The 15,441-nt window shown below is 70.5% G+C and carries 12 protein-coding genes and 4 tRNA genes; 7 read left to right on the top strand and 9 right to left on the bottom strand.

Going from position 1 to position 15,441, the window contains the following annotated elements:
- Positions 1 to 2: 2 nt before the first annotated feature.
- Both G6R25_RS03740 and G6R25_RS03745 read right to left on the bottom strand, forming a co-directional pair.
- The gene (locus G6R25_RS03740) at positions 3 to 572 is read right to left on the bottom strand and encodes an HIT family protein (protein WP_136449423.1); all 570 of its coding nucleotides are present in this window, start codon (positions 570 to 572) and stop codon (positions 3 to 5) included.
- Between the two features lie 1,548 nt (positions 573 to 2,120).
- A tRNA-Val gene (locus tag G6R25_RS03745) sits at positions 2,121 to 2,192 on the bottom strand.
- Between the two features lie 436 nt (positions 2,193 to 2,628).
- Between G6R25_RS03745 and G6R25_RS03750 the strand changes: the two genes are divergently transcribed.
- Positions 2,629 to 3,060, top strand: a complete 432-nt coding sequence (locus tag G6R25_RS03750; protein WP_009739629.1) for an SsgA family sporulation/cell division regulator — start codon at positions 2,629 to 2,631, stop codon at positions 3,058 to 3,060.
- 170 nt (positions 3,061 to 3,230) lie between these two features.
- Here the strand turns inward: G6R25_RS03750 and G6R25_RS03755 are convergent, their stop codons facing one another.
- On the bottom strand, positions 3,231 to 4,316 hold the full coding sequence (locus tag G6R25_RS03755; protein WP_473246876.1) for a chorismate-binding protein: 1,086 nt from the start codon (positions 4,314 to 4,316) through the stop codon (positions 3,231 to 3,233).
- A gap of 254 nt (positions 4,317 to 4,570) precedes the next feature.
- On the opposite strand from G6R25_RS03755, the gene G6R25_RS03760 reads away from it, so the two are divergent.
- From G6R25_RS03760 to G6R25_RS03770, 3 genes are all read left to right on the top strand, one after another.
- A tRNA-Gly gene (locus tag G6R25_RS03760) sits at positions 4,571 to 4,643 on the top strand.
- 42 nt (positions 4,644 to 4,685) lie between these two features.
- Positions 4,686 to 4,757 (top strand) — tRNA-Cys (locus G6R25_RS03765).
- 12 nt (positions 4,758 to 4,769) lie between these two features.
- A tRNA-Val gene (locus G6R25_RS03770) sits at positions 4,770 to 4,841 on the top strand.
- A 159-nt stretch (positions 4,842 to 5,000) separates the two neighbouring features.
- Here G6R25_RS03770 and G6R25_RS03775 read toward each other — a convergent pair.
- Together G6R25_RS03775 and G6R25_RS03780 are read right to left on the bottom strand one after the other, a co-directional pair.
- Positions 5,001 to 5,849: an N-acetylmuramoyl-L-alanine amidase gene (locus G6R25_RS03775; RefSeq protein WP_163551813.1), complete on the bottom strand. Its 849-nt coding sequence runs from the start codon at positions 5,847 to 5,849 to the stop codon at positions 5,001 to 5,003.
- A gap of 106 nt (positions 5,850 to 5,955) precedes the next feature.
- The gene (locus G6R25_RS03780; protein ID WP_163551815.1) at positions 5,956 to 6,765 is read right to left on the bottom strand and encodes a DUF3097 domain-containing protein; all 810 of its coding nucleotides are present in this window, start codon (positions 6,763 to 6,765) and stop codon (positions 5,956 to 5,958) included.
- A gap of 188 nt (positions 6,766 to 6,953) precedes the next feature.
- Here G6R25_RS03780 and G6R25_RS03785 point away from each other — a divergent pair, with 188 nt between their 5' ends.
- Positions 6,954 to 7,541 carry an isochorismatase family protein gene (locus G6R25_RS03785; RefSeq protein ID WP_163551817.1) on the top strand — a complete coding sequence of 196 codons (588 nt, stop codon included), beginning with the start codon at positions 6,954 to 6,956 and terminating at the stop codon, positions 7,539 to 7,541.
- A gap of 140 nt (positions 7,542 to 7,681) precedes the next feature.
- Here G6R25_RS03785 and G6R25_RS03790 read toward each other — a convergent pair whose 3' ends face one another.
- The 4 genes from G6R25_RS03790 to G6R25_RS03805 form a co-directional block, all read right to left on the bottom strand.
- Positions 7,682 to 7,975, bottom strand: a complete 294-nt coding sequence (locus tag G6R25_RS03790; protein WP_136447338.1) for a DUF4193 domain-containing protein — start codon at positions 7,973 to 7,975, stop codon at positions 7,682 to 7,684.
- A 215-nt stretch (positions 7,976 to 8,190) separates the two neighbouring features.
- Positions 8,191 to 8,724 carry a DUF3145 domain-containing protein gene (locus tag G6R25_RS03795; protein ID WP_165699159.1) on the bottom strand — a complete coding sequence of 178 codons (534 nt, stop codon included), beginning with the start codon at positions 8,722 to 8,724 and terminating at the stop codon, positions 8,191 to 8,193.
- A gap of 200 nt (positions 8,725 to 8,924) precedes the next feature.
- On the bottom strand, positions 8,925 to 9,869 hold the full coding sequence (locus tag G6R25_RS03800; RefSeq protein WP_163551819.1) for an SPFH domain-containing protein: 945 nt from the start codon (positions 9,867 to 9,869) through the stop codon (positions 8,925 to 8,927).
- A gap of 92 nt (positions 9,870 to 9,961) precedes the next feature.
- Complete coding sequence (locus G6R25_RS03805) at positions 9,962 to 10,396, bottom strand: NfeD family protein (RefSeq protein WP_136447335.1); 435 nt, start codon at positions 10,394 to 10,396, stop codon at positions 9,962 to 9,964.
- Positions 10,397 to 10,521: 125 nt separating this feature from the next.
- Between G6R25_RS03805 and glgX the strand changes: the two genes are divergently transcribed.
- Together glgX and treY are read left to right on the top strand one after the other, a co-directional pair.
- Positions 10,522 to 12,732 (top strand): glycogen debranching protein GlgX, encoded by a 2,211-nt coding sequence (glgX, locus tag G6R25_RS03810; RefSeq protein ID WP_163551821.1) that lies wholly within the window; start codon positions 10,522 to 10,524, stop codon positions 12,730 to 12,732.
- A 37-nt stretch (positions 12,733 to 12,769) separates the two neighbouring features.
- Positions 12,770 to 15,205 (top strand): malto-oligosyltrehalose synthase, encoded by a 2,436-nt coding sequence (gene treY, locus G6R25_RS03815; RefSeq protein WP_163551851.1) that lies wholly within the window; start codon positions 12,770 to 12,772, stop codon positions 15,203 to 15,205.
- The last annotated feature ends 236 nt before the right edge of the window (positions 15,206 to 15,441 follow it).

The following is a 15,441-nucleotide window of genomic DNA, read 5'->3' on the forward strand; positions in this document are numbered from 1 at the left end:
GGCTACTCGGCCGGGGCCGCGCCTGCCCAGGCGTCGGCGAGCATCTCCCGGGTCTGCCCGAGCAGGGCGGGCAGCACTCGGGTCACCCCCACCACGGGCATGAAGTTCGTGTCGCCGCCCCACCGGGGCACCACGTGCTGGTGCACGTGGGAGGCGATTCCGGCGCCGGCAACGTGCCCGAGGTTCATGCCCGTGTTGAAACCGTGGGCCCCGCTGGCGGTGCGCAGCGCGCGCAGAGCACGCTGCACGAAAAAGGCCATCTCGACGATTTCCTCGGAACTCATCTCGGCATAGTCGGCGACGTGCCGGTAAGGCACGATCAGCAGATGCCCGGCATTGTAGGGATAGAGGTTGAGAACCGCGTAGACGGCTTTCCCACGGGCGACCACCAGCCCATCCTCGTCGGACATGTCAACGATGGAGCAGAAGGGGCATTCATCGTCGCGGCCGCGACCTTCGCCCTTGATGTAGGCCATCCGGTGGGGCGTGTAAAGACGCTGGAAGGCGTCGGGGCCGCCGACCCCGGCCTGCTCCTCGAGCGGAACCCCGTCGGGCGAGACCTGGGCGGTCACCGGGCTGTCACCGCGGCCGCGTCGCCCCGGCCGGGGCGGGGGATCCCGCAGGTAGTGCCGGCTGGGCGGGAGACAGCAGGCCAGGCGACGCGAACCCCGCCACCTTCATCGGACGATCCGCCTCGAAGGGTGGCCAACATCCCGCCAATTTATCAGGACGTCGACCGATGAGGCGGCCCCGGCGAGGGCGATGACGCTCACGCGCAGGTGCGCGCCCACAGAGGAAGAGGGAGACTGACGGCGTGGGGGGGTCGCCGCCAGTCTCCCCCGAGTGGCGTATTTGGTTTCGAACCACGGCGTCCCGGTCGCCACGGCGACGCACCCGAAGGGAACCGCGCCCGGGAAAGATCGCCCGGCGCAACCCCCTGCGAGACGTCGCGCCGACAAAGGGACCCGCTACGCCCTGCCCGATCAGGGCAGCGGGTGTTAAGCCGATCTGTACAGGGCGGGTCTCATGCCGCCCGGAAATAACCGGGCGCACATCGCCGGGCCGGACCTGAACTCGTAGGCACACCGAGCAACTCACCGAAGGGGCGGGATGCACAGCGATGACGATCAACGATGGGCCAACCGGTACCTCATCGGCCGCCGCAATCGGCTCGCCTCGCCTTCCACCGCCAGGAGCTGGACAGACGGCGGCCACGGGGATCATCGGCCGGCCGGCGACCAGGGGGCACCGTCCCAGGGGGCACCGTCCGCCCCAGACCACCCGGGGTAGCCCAGCCAGGCGGAAATGGCCGCCCAAACCCGGAGGACCTTCCGGCATTTGGGCCACTCTTCTCGGCTACCCGGACCGGGAAATCGACCGTCGGGCGGCCCGCCAGACGGTCGGACCGCTGCCATCAGCTCCGGCCGATACTCACTCGTTGTCACCGCCCGTCGGACGACGTTCGAGACGACGTGGGCGCCCCGTCCGCGGGCCCGATGTCGAGCACCCCCACCGGTATGGCACCAAAGTGGGGTCGCGAGGAGATTATTCCGGTCCGGCCGACCCGCAGCCAGGGCGCCCGGATCGCGAAAAAAGCGGCATTTGCGCTGGTAGGGAGCCGGCCCACCACAAGAGAAAGGATCTTGAAGTGGCCCGCCACCGCAGGCCCGCCGCGAGCGAGCCCGCCGAGGCGGCGAGGTAAATCAGCCGCAGAAACCGACACCAAAGGGGAAACAGCTGCGGATCACCAACGGCCACATCTCAAAGGCGCGAGCATGAGCACGAACCACCCGCACCGGACGCTTCCCGCGCCCCCTCGGACCGTTTCCGTTCAGACCCTCGCCCAACGCCGATCCCACCGATCTAGCCGCCGCCCGACGCTCCCAGGACAGCGCGCTCCCCACGCCTTACCGCCCCACCTCACCTGCCGCAACCTGGCCCGACCCCCCAAGGCGCCCCATGCCCTCAACGCCACCCCAGACCGCCCCAAACCACTTCAAAGAACGAGATTCCCCACCCCCACAAACCCGGGGGGTCCGGGGGATCGCCCCCCCGGGCAGATATTGCGCGGAACCTCTGCAAGCCCCCACCGGGGGCGCAGCATGACAAGGCAGATCGCGTGGGCGTACGTGGTTTCGAACCACGGACCTCTGCCGTGTGAAGGCAGCGCTCTACCACTGAGCTATACGCCCTTGCAGGTGATGGAACTACCCTACACGGCGCCGATCCGGGCCGGCGCAGGGGGTCCCGGTGGACGGATACGCCGATGTCCGCCGTCCCGCCCGGTGGCCGGACTGGGCCAGGTTCGCCGCGACTGGCCGAGGTTGAGAACCACCCGGACGGGGAAGGCCCAAGGTGGAACGGCCTTGGCAGGTTGGCCTGATGCTCGGGGGGACATTCGGACGCTACGGATGGTAATCATCCGCCCGCCCGCGGCGGGGGTACACCTAGCGGCCGACCGATCTAGGATCTACCCGGGAAAGGTTCACCCTTCCGGGCCAGTCAACTCGTCCGAACTGCCGTAACGGATGTTGTCTTGGCATAATCTTGTTTCCAACGGGACTCGGAGAGGGAACTATCCCGTTACACGGGTGCTCGCCCGCACCACGCACCATGAGAGGCCGCCCGATGACTATTCGTCACGATTCGATCACCGCCGAACTCGCCCTTCGACTCGTCGTCCCCGGCGGCGCTCCGGTGCCGGTCGCCGCGACGGTCCGGTACGAGCCGGCCGACCCGTATGCGATCAGCATCGGCTTCCGCACGGGAGCCGACGAGGTCGTGGAGTGGACCTTCGCACGCCAACTCCTGAGCGACGGCGTCCGCCGTCCGGCCGGGGACGGTGACGTGCAGGTGTGGCCGGCCGCCCAGTCCGGTGGGCGGATCGTCTGCCTGTCCCTGTCCAGTCCTTCGGGGCACGCGCTGTTCGAGATGCCGCGTTCCGAAGTGCTGGCCTTCCTGCGACGGACGTATTCCGCTGTGCCCCTCGGCGGCGAGAGCGACATCATCGATCTTGATGCGGAACTCGCCCTACTGATCTGGGGCGGCCCCGAGCGGTGATCTCACCGGGGTCGGGATCGTAGCCCGACCCCGGCAGGCCGGTGCGGGCACTGTATCGACAGGGGGATCGCCTCCTGTACCTGAGGCAGTTCTGGATCCCATTCACGCGCAGCATCCACCCGCCTGGCCGGGCGGGTGGATGCTGCGCGTGAATGGAGCTCCCCCTCGTCTCAGTTGCTCGCCAACCCCACCAGCCGGTGGGCTTTGAGCTCGGTCTCGCGCCACTCCCCCTGCGGGTCGCTGCCCCAGGTCACGGCGGCGCCGGTGCCGAACCACAGCCGGTCCGCATCGAACCAGAAGGTGCGGATGCCGACCGAGAGCCATCCTCGGCCGCTGTCGGCGTCCGCCCAGCCGATCCCGCCGCAGTAGGGACCGCGCGGCCCCGGCTCCAGCTCGCGAATGATCCGCAGCGCGCTCGACTTGGGCGCCCCGGAGACCGAGCCGGGCGGACAGGTGGCGGCCAGCAACTCCGGCCAACCCATCCCGGGCCGTAGCCGGGCGCGCACCGTCGACACGAGGTGGACCAGGCCCGGATGATGTTCGACGGCGCACAGAGCCGGCACGGTGACACTGCCGGTCCGGGCCACCCGCCCGAGGTCGTTGCGCACCAGATCAACGATCATGATGTTCTCGGTGACGTCCTTGTCCCGAAGATCGCGCACGGTCCGCCCGGTGCCCTTGATGGGCCCGGAGCGCACGACATCGCCGTCCCGCTCGAGGAACAGCTCCGGCGAGGCCCCCGCGATCCGCAGGCCTGCCTCGGGAACGTCCAGCGCGAGCGCGTACGGGGCCGGATTCCCGGCCGCGAGGACCGCGGCGAGCGCGGCGGGGTCGGGTTCGACCGGTCCGCCACCGGGACCGGCGGGGGGCAGCGGCGCAGACAGCAGCCGGCAGAGGTTCACCTCGTAGACGTCACCGGCGGCGATGCGCTCCCGGATGGCGACCGCGCCCGCCACGTAGGCGGCGTGATCGAGGCTGGTCGTCCAGGACCGCGGGTCCGGGCCACGCCACGGGCCGCGGCGCAGGGCCGCGGGACCGGCGGCGGGCACCGAACGCACGTCGGCGAACCGGACGCAGCGCAGCGCTCCCTCGAAGTCGACGACCACGGCCCAGAAACCACCGCGTTCCAACACCGTGGGATCGTCACTGATTTCCACGACTCCCGTGGCGAGCCGGTCGCCGGCGAGCAGGTACGAGGGTGACCTGGACCGCGGGACCGCCGTGGACCCGCGGGCGATCGGTTCCGGAGCGCCCACGTTCGTCCGGCTCATTCCGATCATGTTACCGCCTTCCCCCACGACCCGCCGGCCGGCGACGGTGCGAGGGGGGCCTCGGAGCGGGCCGGCGCGAGCGTCGACCGGCGTGGTGGACGTGCCGTGGGCGAAACCCGATGTTCACGTGGGGCACCTTGACCCAACGCAACATTCTCGCGACGTCTGGCGGGCCATTCGACGCAGAGGCCGTTCGTCCGCTAGAGTGCTAGCTGCACCGCCGGAAACGCCGGTGCAGCGCGGACGTGGCTCAGTTGGTAGAGCATCACCTTGCCAAGGTGAGGGTCGCGGGTTCGAATCCCGTCGTCCGCTCGGGAACAGAGGGGCTTGAGGTCCGTACCAGCGGCCTCCCGCGGCGGAGTGGCCGAGTGGTTTAGGCAAGGGCCTGCAAAGCCCTGTACGCGGGTTCGATTCCCGCCTCCGCCTCTGATCCATTGCGGGCGATTAGCTCAGTGGGAGAGCGCTACCTTGACACGGTAGAGGTCACTGGTTCAATCCCAGTATCGCCCACCCCGCAGAACAGCGTTTCATCTGCTTCGAACGGCCACTCCGCGGAGTGGCCGTTTTCATGTCCGTGCGTGGCTGCACCGCCGGCCCGGGAGACGCCCGCCCGCGCGGATCCGCTGCGGCACAGGCAATCCTATTGCGGCACGTCCACCACCGGCCACCTCAGCGCGGCACCGCCGACGGTGCACCCTCGGCCAGGAGGAACGCGGTCACACCGTCGGCGAGGCCACTCGCCGCCCGGGCCCGCCAGACTGGATCGATGATTTCCGCGGCGTCGGTCCGGTTGCGCATGTTTCCGCATTCGAGGAACACCTTCGGGACGCGGGAGAGGTTCAGCCCACCGAGATCGGACCGGATCGTCATCCCCTCCTTTCCCAGATAGTCGGCCAGTGGCTGGCCGGTGGTATGGCCGAACGCCGACCGCAGGGTCCCCGCGAGCCGGCTCGACGAGGCGAGGATCGCCGCGTTGGTCCGGTCGGGGCTCAGCGCGGGCGCGATCACGTGGAACCCGCGGCCCTGGGCGGGCCCCCCGTCCGCGTGGATGGAGACAACCGCGGCCGCTGCGGCGTCGTTGCCGATCCTCGCCCGCTCGTCGACGCACGGGCCCACCCCGTCGTCGTCCGGTCGGGTCAGCACGACCCTGGCGCCGCGCGAGCGCAGGATCACGGCCGCCCGCTGGGCGAGATCGAACGTGAAGGCGTGCTCCGGATAGCCACCGTCGGTCTCGGCACCGACGGTGTCACACTCCTTGTCGAAGCCCCCGGCGGGCACCGGCCGGCTGATGGCTGTGGCCGCCCGGCTGTTCCCGCCGTTGTGCCCCGGGTCGAGCACGATGGTGCGGCCGGCGAGCGCCGTCGCGGCGACGACGGTGGGCGAGACACCGGGCGTGGAGGCACCGACGCCGTTCCCGTCCGAGCCGGTCAACGCGAACCGCAGACCGAACCCGGCCACCAGGGCGACGGCAACCACGCAGACGGCTTGGACAAGCGTCGGCCTGATCCACACCGGCATCGTGTCTCCCGCCCACGAAGGGGTCGAGCTGCCCCGTCCGCACTCACCGTATGCGAACGCCCGAATCCGGCCCGAACGGGGCGGCGCGGGACAACGCGGGCAGCCGTCAGGCCGTGACAAAGTCGATCAGTCGCTCCACGGCGCCAAGCAGGCCCACCTCCAGGTCGGTGTAGCTGTCGACGGACGCGAGCACCCGGCGCCACAGGTCGCCGGGCTCAGCGGCGCCCAGCGCCCGGCACACCCCCTCCTTCCACGGCTCCCCGCGGGGCACCGTCGGCCAGGCCCGGATGCCGATCGACGCCGGCTTCACCGCCTGCCAGATGTCGATGTAGGGATGCCCGGTGACCAGCACATGCTCGCCGACGACGGCGGCCGCGATGCGGCTCTCCTTCGATCCGGGGACGAGATGGTCGACGAGGACGCCCAGCCGCCGGCCGGGCCCCGGCCGGAAGGTCTCGACCACGGCGGGCAGCTCGTCGACGCCATCGAGGCTCTCCACCACCACCCCCTCGATGCGCAGGTCGTCGCCCCACACCCGCTCGACGAGGGCGGCGTCGTGCACACCCTCCACGTAGATGCGGCTGGCACGGGCGACCCGGGCCCGGTGACCGGCGACGACGAGCGAGCCGGAGGCGGTACGCGAGGGGGCGGCGGGCGCCGCGCGGCGAGGCCGCACGAGCGTGACCCGGCGCCCCTCCAGCAGAAAGGCGCCGGGTTCGAGCGGGAACACCCGACGGGCGCCGTGCCGGTCCTCCAACGTCACCGCGCTGTGCTCGGCGCCGACCACGGCGCCGCAGAAACCGGTCGCGACCTCCTCGACCACCAGGTCGGGTTCGAGCTCGACCTCCGGCGGCGGAGCCGGGCGAGTGCGGGCGGCGGGTGCCAGGACATCCCGGCTATAGTCGCGGCTGCGCATGCTCCGAACCTAGGCCGCCAGATCGTCATGATCAGGGATATCGACGCGGGCGTGTCGAGATACGACAGTGGGGGCATATCCGCACACGGCGCCCCTGGCCCAGCGCTGGCTCGCGGTGGTCCGGTCGGTCCGACCCCGGCCTGGTGGCGCGAGTGGAGGAGCTGTCTGGAGCAACGGGAGGCACCACGGTGACCGCACGCTACGGACCGAGAGTCGCCCTGCTGGTCGTGGACGTTCAGAACGACTTCGCCGACCCGGCGGGTAGTCTCTATGTCGCCGGCGGCGAGAAGATCATCGACGGGGTGAACGCCGAGGTCTCCGCCGCGGTGGACGCCGGGTCCCCGGTATTCTACAGCCAGGACTGGCATCCCGCGCGCACCCCGCACTTTGTGACCGACGGCGGTGTCTGGCCGCCGCACTGCGTGGCGGGCACGACCGGCGCCGGGTTCCACCCCGATCTGGTCGTGACCGGCGAGGTGATCCGCAAAGGGGTGGACGGGGCCGACGGCTACTCCGCCTTCTCTGTGCGCGACCCGGCCTCGGGGCATCGGTCAGCGACCGTGCTCGAAGAGCGGCTCGTTCGACTGGGCGTCTCGACGCTCGTCATGGTCGGCCTGGCCGGCGACCACTGCGTCCGGGAAAGCGCGCTGGACGCACGCCTACTGGGCCTGACGGTACTGCTGCCGCTGGCCCACACCAGATTCGTCAACCTCCACCCAGGCGACGACGAACGGGCGGTGGCGGCGATGCGGGACGCAGGCGTGCTCGTCGCCTGAGGCATCCTGGCCGGTCGCGCAGGGTGCGTCGCGACTGATCGGCGACGGGGTGCTGCCGGCGGACATGCCGCCGCCACGGCCGTGGCGTGTCGCGAGCCCACGCCAGAGGCCATGCGGTGGAACTATCCGAACGCGGCTCCTCAGGCCGCGCAGTCTCGGCAGATCATGCGGCGCTCGTCCACGAGCTGACTACGGTGGTGGACGAGGTAGCACTGCGTGCAGGTGAACTCGTCGGCCTGCCGCGGAAGCACCCGGACATTGAGTTCCTCTCCGGCCAGGTCGGCACCCGGCAGGCCGAGCTCGGTCTCGAACGGATCAACATCGTCACCGAGATCAGTCGCCGCGTCCGCCCGCCGCGCCTTGAGGGCCTCGAGGCTCTGCTCCGAGGCGTCCTCTATGTCAGCCGTACGAGGTGTGTCGTAATCGGTGGCCACTGAATAACTCCCAGAAAGGTTGTGCGTGGTCGTGCGCAAGCCACAACGCACGACCGCCGGGGTATGTGCCCGTCAGACCCGCGCTACCCTGGTGTGGGCTTCGCCACACCCTCGCAACCATCTCCGCGTCGATGCGTCGCGCGGCCCTGACCATCCGCAGCGCCACCCAACCCGGTGCGGCCCGACACGGCTGCGGGCCGGGCTGCGCGGGTCGTTTAGCCGGTGCGCCGCAGCCAGGTGACCGGGGCTCCGTGGGCGCCTCGGCGCAGTGGCTCGAGGACATCGTCCCAGGCCGTCCCGAGCAGGCGGTGCAGGCCCCGGGCGAGGGTCTCGCGAGCCTCGCCCCGTTCCAGCAGCGCCCGCAGGGCGGCCTCGCCGACCACCACATCGCCGTTCGCGGCGATCGCGGCCCGGTGCAGGCCGAGATCGGGGGTATAGGAATAGCGCTCGGCGTCACACCCGGGTGAGGGCCCCTCGACGGTTTCGAAGGTGACGTGCCCAAGCCGGCGCAGCGCACCGGCGACCCGGCCCGCCGTGCCCGGGGACGCGCGCCACTCCAGCCCGGCGAAGAGGAATCCGGGCATGCCGGGCTGCGCCGTCCAGGTCAGCGACACAGGCGACGACAACACTCCGGACGCGCCGAACTCCAGGTGCGGGCACAGCGCCGGCGGACAGGCGAGCACCGCCAGCTTGCCCGGCACGGCGAAGGACGACGAGCCGGATGACAGCTCACGAGCTGTCGAGGACATTGCGACCACGCGGGACCTCCGTCGACGAGGAACGCCTTCCCCTGCGCCTGTCGACTCGCCCCCGGATAGCTTGCCGAAATCGTCCCATGGTCCGGCTCCGCGGACTAGCCCCACCCCCTTCCGGAAGGAAGACTAATTGGGCGGAAGACCGGCCCGGAGCAACCACCCTCCCCGACCGGGGGGTGGTTCATCCGGATAGCTCAACCCGAGGCAGGCTCCGGCCGCTGCGGTGCGGCCCCGTTGGGTCCGCCGCTGGCGGGTGCAGCGGCGGGTGCGGGTGCGGCGGCGCCCAGCAGGCCACCGAGGCCGCTGAGCGCGCCGGTCAGTTCGCTCGGCACGATCCACAGCTTGCTCGCCTGCCCCTGGGCGATCTGCGGCAGCGTCTGCAGGTACTGGTAGGCCAGCAGCTTCTGATCGGCGTCGCCCTCGTGGATCGCCCGGAAGACGGTTCCGATGGCCTTCGCCTCGCCCTCGGCGGTGAGGATCTGCGCCTCACGCTCGCCTTCGGCCCGCAGGATCGCCGCCTGCTTCTCCCCTTCGGCCCGCAGGATCTCGCTCTGCTTGACACCTTCGGCGGTCAGGATCGCCGCGCGGCGGTCCCGCTCGGCCCGCATCTGCTTCTCCATCGAGTCCTGGATGGAACGTGGCGGGTCGATGGCCTTCAGCTCCACCCGGTTGACCCGGATGCCCCACTTGCCGGTGGCCTCGTCGAGCACGCCGCGCAACTGCCCGTTGATCTGGTCGCGGGAGGTGAGGGTGGCCTCCAGGTTCAGCCCGCCGATGACGTTGCGCAGCGTGGTGACGGTGAGCTGCTCGATGGCGCGGATGACGTTGGCGATCTCGTAGGTGGCCGCCCGTGGATCGGTGACCTGGAAGTAGATCACCGTGTCGATCCCGACCACGAGGTTGTCCTCGGTGATCACCGGCTGCGGCGGAAAGCTGACCACCTGCTCGCGCAGGTCGATGCGGTCGCGCACCCGGTCGACGAACGGGACCACGATCGCCAGCCCCGGAGTGAGGGTGCGGTGGTACCGACCGAGGCGTTCCACCACCATCGCCCGCGCCTGCGGGACGATGCGCACCGCCCGCACCAAAAAGATCAAAACTACCGCCGCGACCACCACGGCGACGATGACACCTGCCATGACGTACCCCTTCTCTGTCGGGCCCGTGGGCCTTGCCGTGACCCCACCGACCCCGGGGACCCCGGGGACGCCGGGGACGCCGGGCCGCGGAGTCAGATCTCGAATCGGTGCACGATGGCGGTCGCTCCGTCGATGCGCAGGACGCGCCCCTCGCTGCCGACCTCCAGCACGGTCGTGGTCGGGTACGACCGGGCCGACCAGACCTCCCCCTTGATCTTCACCCGGCCGCCCTCCCCGTCCACCCGCTCCAGCACCAGCGCCCGCTCCCCCACCAGCGCGTCCGTGCCGGTGCGCAGTTCGGGGGTTCGCTGCAGGTGCCGGCGGGCCACCGGACGAAGCCCGAGGCCGAGGCCGCCGGCCGCCACGACGAACCCGGCGATCTGCCAGGCCGCGTCGACGCCCAGCAGCGCGACGGCCGCGCCCACCAACGCCGCCAGCGAGAACATCACCAGCGTCAGGTCCAGCGTGAACAGCTCGCCGACGAGCAGAGCGCCGGCGACGACGACCCAGATCGCCCAGTCGGCCATGACTCCATGCTAGGCCCGGCCATCAGCAACCGATCAATGAAACCTCAATGATCGTCGAGGCTCTGACCTCACATTTCGTGCGCCCCCGAATCAGAGCGTCCCTCCTGGCCGTAGGCTTCGTTCGTATGTCGCAGGTATGGCCGGGCAGCCCTTATCCCCTGGGCGCCACATATGACGGGTCGGGGACGAACTTCGCGCTCTTCTCAGAGATCGCCGACCGGGTCCAGCTCTGCCTGTTCGACGATGCGGGCCAGGAGGACCGGGTCGATCTGAAGGAGGTCGACGCCTTCGTCTGGCACGCCTACCTGCCCACGGGGCAGCGCTACGGCTACCGGGTCCACGGCCCCTACGACCCGGCCCACGGCACCCGCTGCAACCCGCACAAGCTGCTGCTCGACCCGTACGCGAAGGCCGTTGACGGCGAGGTCGCCTGGGACCAGGCGGTGTTCCCATACACCTTCGGCGACCCGGACGGCGTCAACGACGCCGACTCCGGCCCGCACATGATGAAGTCGGTCGTGATCAGCCCGTTCTTCGACTGGAACGGCGACCGTCCGCCGCGCACGCCCTACAACGAGTCGGTGTTCTACGAGGCCCACGTCCGCGGGCTCACCAAGAACCATCCCGGGCTGCCCGAGGAGTACCGCGGCACCTACGCCGGTATCGCCCACCCCTTGATGATCGACCATTACCGCAAGCTCGGCGTCACCGCGATCGAACTGCTGCCCGTGCACCAGTTCGTCCACGACGAGCACCTGGTCAGCAAGAACCTGCGCAACTACTGGGGCTACAACTCGATCGCCTTCCTCGCCCCGCACAACGACTACTCCGCCTCCGGCGGGCACGGCCGGCAGGTGCAGGAGTTCAAGGGCATGGTCAAGAACCTGCACGAGGCCGGGATCGAGGTGATCCTCGACATCGTCTACAACCACACCGCCGAGGGCAACCACATGGGGCCGATGCTGTGCTTCCGCGGCATCGACAACGCCGCCTACTACCGGCTCGTGGACGACGACCCCCACTACTACATGGACTACACGGGCACCGGCAACAGCCTGCGGGTACGCCACCCCCACGTCCTACAGCTAATCATGGACTCGCTGCGGTACTGGGTGACGGACATGCACGTCGACGGCTTCCGCTTCGACCTGGCCGCGACGCTGGCACGGGAGTTCTACGACGTCGACCGGCTGTCGTCGTTCTTCGACCTGGTCCAGCAGGACCCGGTCGTCTCCCAGGTCAAGCTGATCGCCGAGCCGTGGGACCTCGGCGAGGGCGGCTACCAGGTCGGGAACTTCCCCCCGCTGTGGACGGAGTGGAACGGTAAGTACCGCGACACCGTCCGTGACTTCTGGCGCGGCCAGGACCATGGCATCGCCGAGTTCGCCTCCCGGCTGACCGGGTCGAGCGACCTGTACGAGAACAGCGGGCGGCGCCCCTGGGCGTCGATCAACTTCATCACCGCCCACGACGGCTTCACACTGCGCGACCTCGTCTCGTACAACGACAAGCACAACGAGGCCAACGGGGAGGACAACCGGGACGGATCGGACGACAACCGCTCCTGGAACTGCGGAGTCGAGGGGCCGACCGACGACCCGGACGTATTGCTTCTACGGACCACGCAAACCCGTAACCTGCTCACGACGCTACTGCTGTCCCAGGGGGTGCCGATGCTGGTCGCCGGAGACGAGATGGGGCGCACCCAACACGACAACAACAACGCCTACTGTCAGGACAACCCGCTCTCCTGGCTGGACTGGGCGGACACCGAGCGCAACGCCGACCTGGTCGAGTTCGTCGGCCTGCTGTCCAGGCTGCGCAAAGATCACCTGATCTTCCGGCGCCGCCGGTTCTTCCAGGGGATCTCCCTGCGCGGGCAGGGCGCCACGGCCCGCGGCGCCGCGGGCGACGACCCGGCCGTGACCGACGACCCGGCCAAGAAGGACATCGTCTGGCTGCGGCCGGACGGCACCGAGATGTCCGACATCGACTGGGAGTCCGGCACCGCCCGTTCCCTGGGCGTCTACCTCAACGGTGACGGCATCCCGGACCCGGACGCGCTCGGCCAGCCGATTTCCGACGACTCCTTCCTGCTGTACTTCAACGCGCACTACGAGCCCGTCGCCTTCCGCGTGCCGGCACCGAGCTTCGGGGCGTCCTGGGAGATGGTCGTCGACACCCGCAAGTCCACCGCGGAGATCGACGCCACTCTGGAGGTCATCCCCCCGGCCCACCCGGCCCTGGACCCCGCCGACGTGGGCAAGGTGGTCAAGACCGGCGACCCGATCGAGATCGACGCCCGTTCGACGGTCGTGCTGCGCCGTGTCGACTGAGCCCACCCCCCCACCGGGCGGGCCCAGAGTCGAGCGGGTGGTGCCGACCTCGACCTACCGGCTCCAGCTCAACCTCGACTTCTCCTTCACCGACGCGGCCGTGATCGTTCCCTACCTGGCCACGCTCGGCGTGTCGCACCTGTACCTGTCGCCGGTGCTGGAGGCCGCCCCCGGCTCGACGCACGGCTACGACCTCGTCGAGCACGGCCAGATCAACCCCGAGCTCGGCGGGACGGGCGGCCTGCGCCGGCTGACCGCCGCCTGCCGCAAGGCCGGCCTCGGGATCGTCGTCGACGTCGTCCCGAACCACATGTCCGTCACCCCGGAGACGGCGAACTCGGCCTGGTGGTCGGTGCTGCGCGAGGGGCCCGAATCCCCCTACGCCTCCTGGTTCGACATCGACTGGGCCGCGCCCGACAACCCGGGCCGGGTGCTGGTCCCGATCCTCGGCGCGGGCCTCGCGGACTGCCTGGCCGCCGGGGAGATCTCCGTCGAGCAGGACACCGAGGGCGCGTGGGTCGTCGTCTACTACGACCACGTGCTGCCGACCTCGCCCGGCACCGCCGACCCCGACGACGTCGCCGCCACCCTGGACGCCCAGTACTACCGGCTGTGCTGGTGGCGGGTCGCCGCGAGCGAGCTGAACTACCGCCGTTTCTTCGACATCACGACCCTCGCCGGGCTGCGCCAGGAGGAACCCGACGTCTTCGCCGCGACCCACCGGCTGCTCATCGAACAGGTCCGGGCGGGCACGTTCGAAGGGTTGCGCATCGACCATCCGGACGGCCTGGCCGACCCGGAGGGCTACCTGCGTCGGCTCGCCGACGCCTCCGGCGGGGTGTGGACCGTCGTCGAGAAGATCCTGGAGCATGACGAGGCCCTGCCCGACACCTGGGCCTGCGACGGCACCACCGGCTACGAGGGAATCGCCCGGCTGACCCGGCTGTTCCTCGACCCCGTCGCCGGGCATCCACTCGCCGTGCTCTACCAGGAGATCACCCGCGCCGATCCCGACTACGAGGCCGAGGCGCGGGCCGCCAAGCTCGACGTGCTCGCCGGCGTGCTGCAACCCGAGGTGGACCGGCTGACCGCGCTCGCCCTCGGGGAAGCCCGAGAGGCCCGCGCGGACCTCACCCGCACCGGGCTGCGGGAAGCGCTGTGCGAGGTGCTGGCCGCCTTCGACGTCTACCGGGCCTACATCCGCCCGGACGGCACGCCGAGCCTGGAGGCCCGCGGCCACGTGGTGCGGGCCTGCGAGCAGGCCCGGTCCTACCTGCCCGGTCGTTCCGCCGAGGTCGACCTGATCGAGGACCTGGCCCTGGGCGGTCCGCCCGAGTTCGTCACGCGTTTCCAGCAGACGTGCGGCCCGGTGATGGCCAAGGGCATCGAGGACACGGCGTTCTACCGCTACTCCCGGCTCATCGCCCTCAACGAGGTCGGCGGCGACCCGGCGCGCTTCCCGGCGTTCACCACCGGGCATCCGCGCAGCGCCGTCACCGAGTTCCACGAGGCGAACCTGGCGGTGCAGCGGAGCTGGCCGCTGACGATGACCACCCTGTCGACGCACGACACGAAGCGCTCCGAGGACGTCCGCGCCCGCCTCGCCGTCCTCTCCGAGGATCCACGCGGCTGGGCGGAGGTCGCAGGCAGCCTGGTCCGCCTCGGCGAACGTCACCGTGACACCGAGCAGGGCTGGCCGGACCGCTCCACCGCCTACTTCCTGCTGCAGACCCTCGTCGGCGCCTGGCCGCTGCCCACCGAGCGGGCGACCCAGTACATGCTCAAGGCCGTCCGCGAGGCGAAGGTCTACACCAGCTGGACCGACCAGGACCCCGCCTACGAGGCCGCGCTGACGAACTACATCGAGTCGGTGCTGGAGGACGAGGAGTTCCTCGCCGTGCTCACCGGCTACATCGGCACCCTCGTCGAGCTCGGCCGGCAGAACTCGCTGGCCCAGAAGCTGCTCCAGCTCACCGTCCCGGGTGTCCCGGACCTGTACCAGGGCCAGGAGCTGTGGGACCTGTCCCTGGTCGACCCGGACAACCGCCGCCCGGTCAACTACGGCGACCGGACGAAGCTGCTCGCCGAGCCCGGCGTGGACACCGGCACGCCGCGGCGCCCACCGGTGCTCGACGACTCCGGCGCCGCGAAGCTGCTCGTCGTCACCCGGACGCTGCGAACCCGCCGCGAGCACCCCGAGTGGTTCGGCGACCGGGCCACCTACCGCCCCCTGTGGGCGTCGGGCTCGGCCGCGGAGAACGCGGTCGCCTTCGCCCGCTCCGAGTCGGTGGTCACCGTGGCGCCCCGCCTGGTCCTCGGCCTGCGCCGCAGCGGCGGCTGGCGCGACACCACCATCCCGCTGCCCGAGGGCCGCTGGACCGACGTCCTGACCGGCCGCCGCCACGACGGCGGCACCGCCTACGTTCTGCGCCTGCTGCGCGACTTCCCCGTCAGCCTCCTCATCCGCTCCTGATCCGGCACCGGCCGGCGCGAACGGGCCCCTCCGGCGAACCGACCTCCGCCGCCGCCGGGCGTCTACACGGGGCGGGGCCGGGGCATGCGCCACGAGGCCGATCACGGATCCCACCTGGTGCGCCCGCCGCCATGAGGCTGGTCACAGGGGGCCTTTTCACCCGGTGAAACCGGGTCGTGCGGGCACCTTCGGTGGGGGCCGTTGTCACGGACACGGCATGTCAGGCGGCGGTGGAA

The organism is Candidatus Frankia alpina (genome assembly GCF_902806485.1).
Classification (GTDB): Bacteria; Actinomycetota; Actinomycetes; order Frankiales; family Frankiaceae; genus Frankia; species Frankia alpina.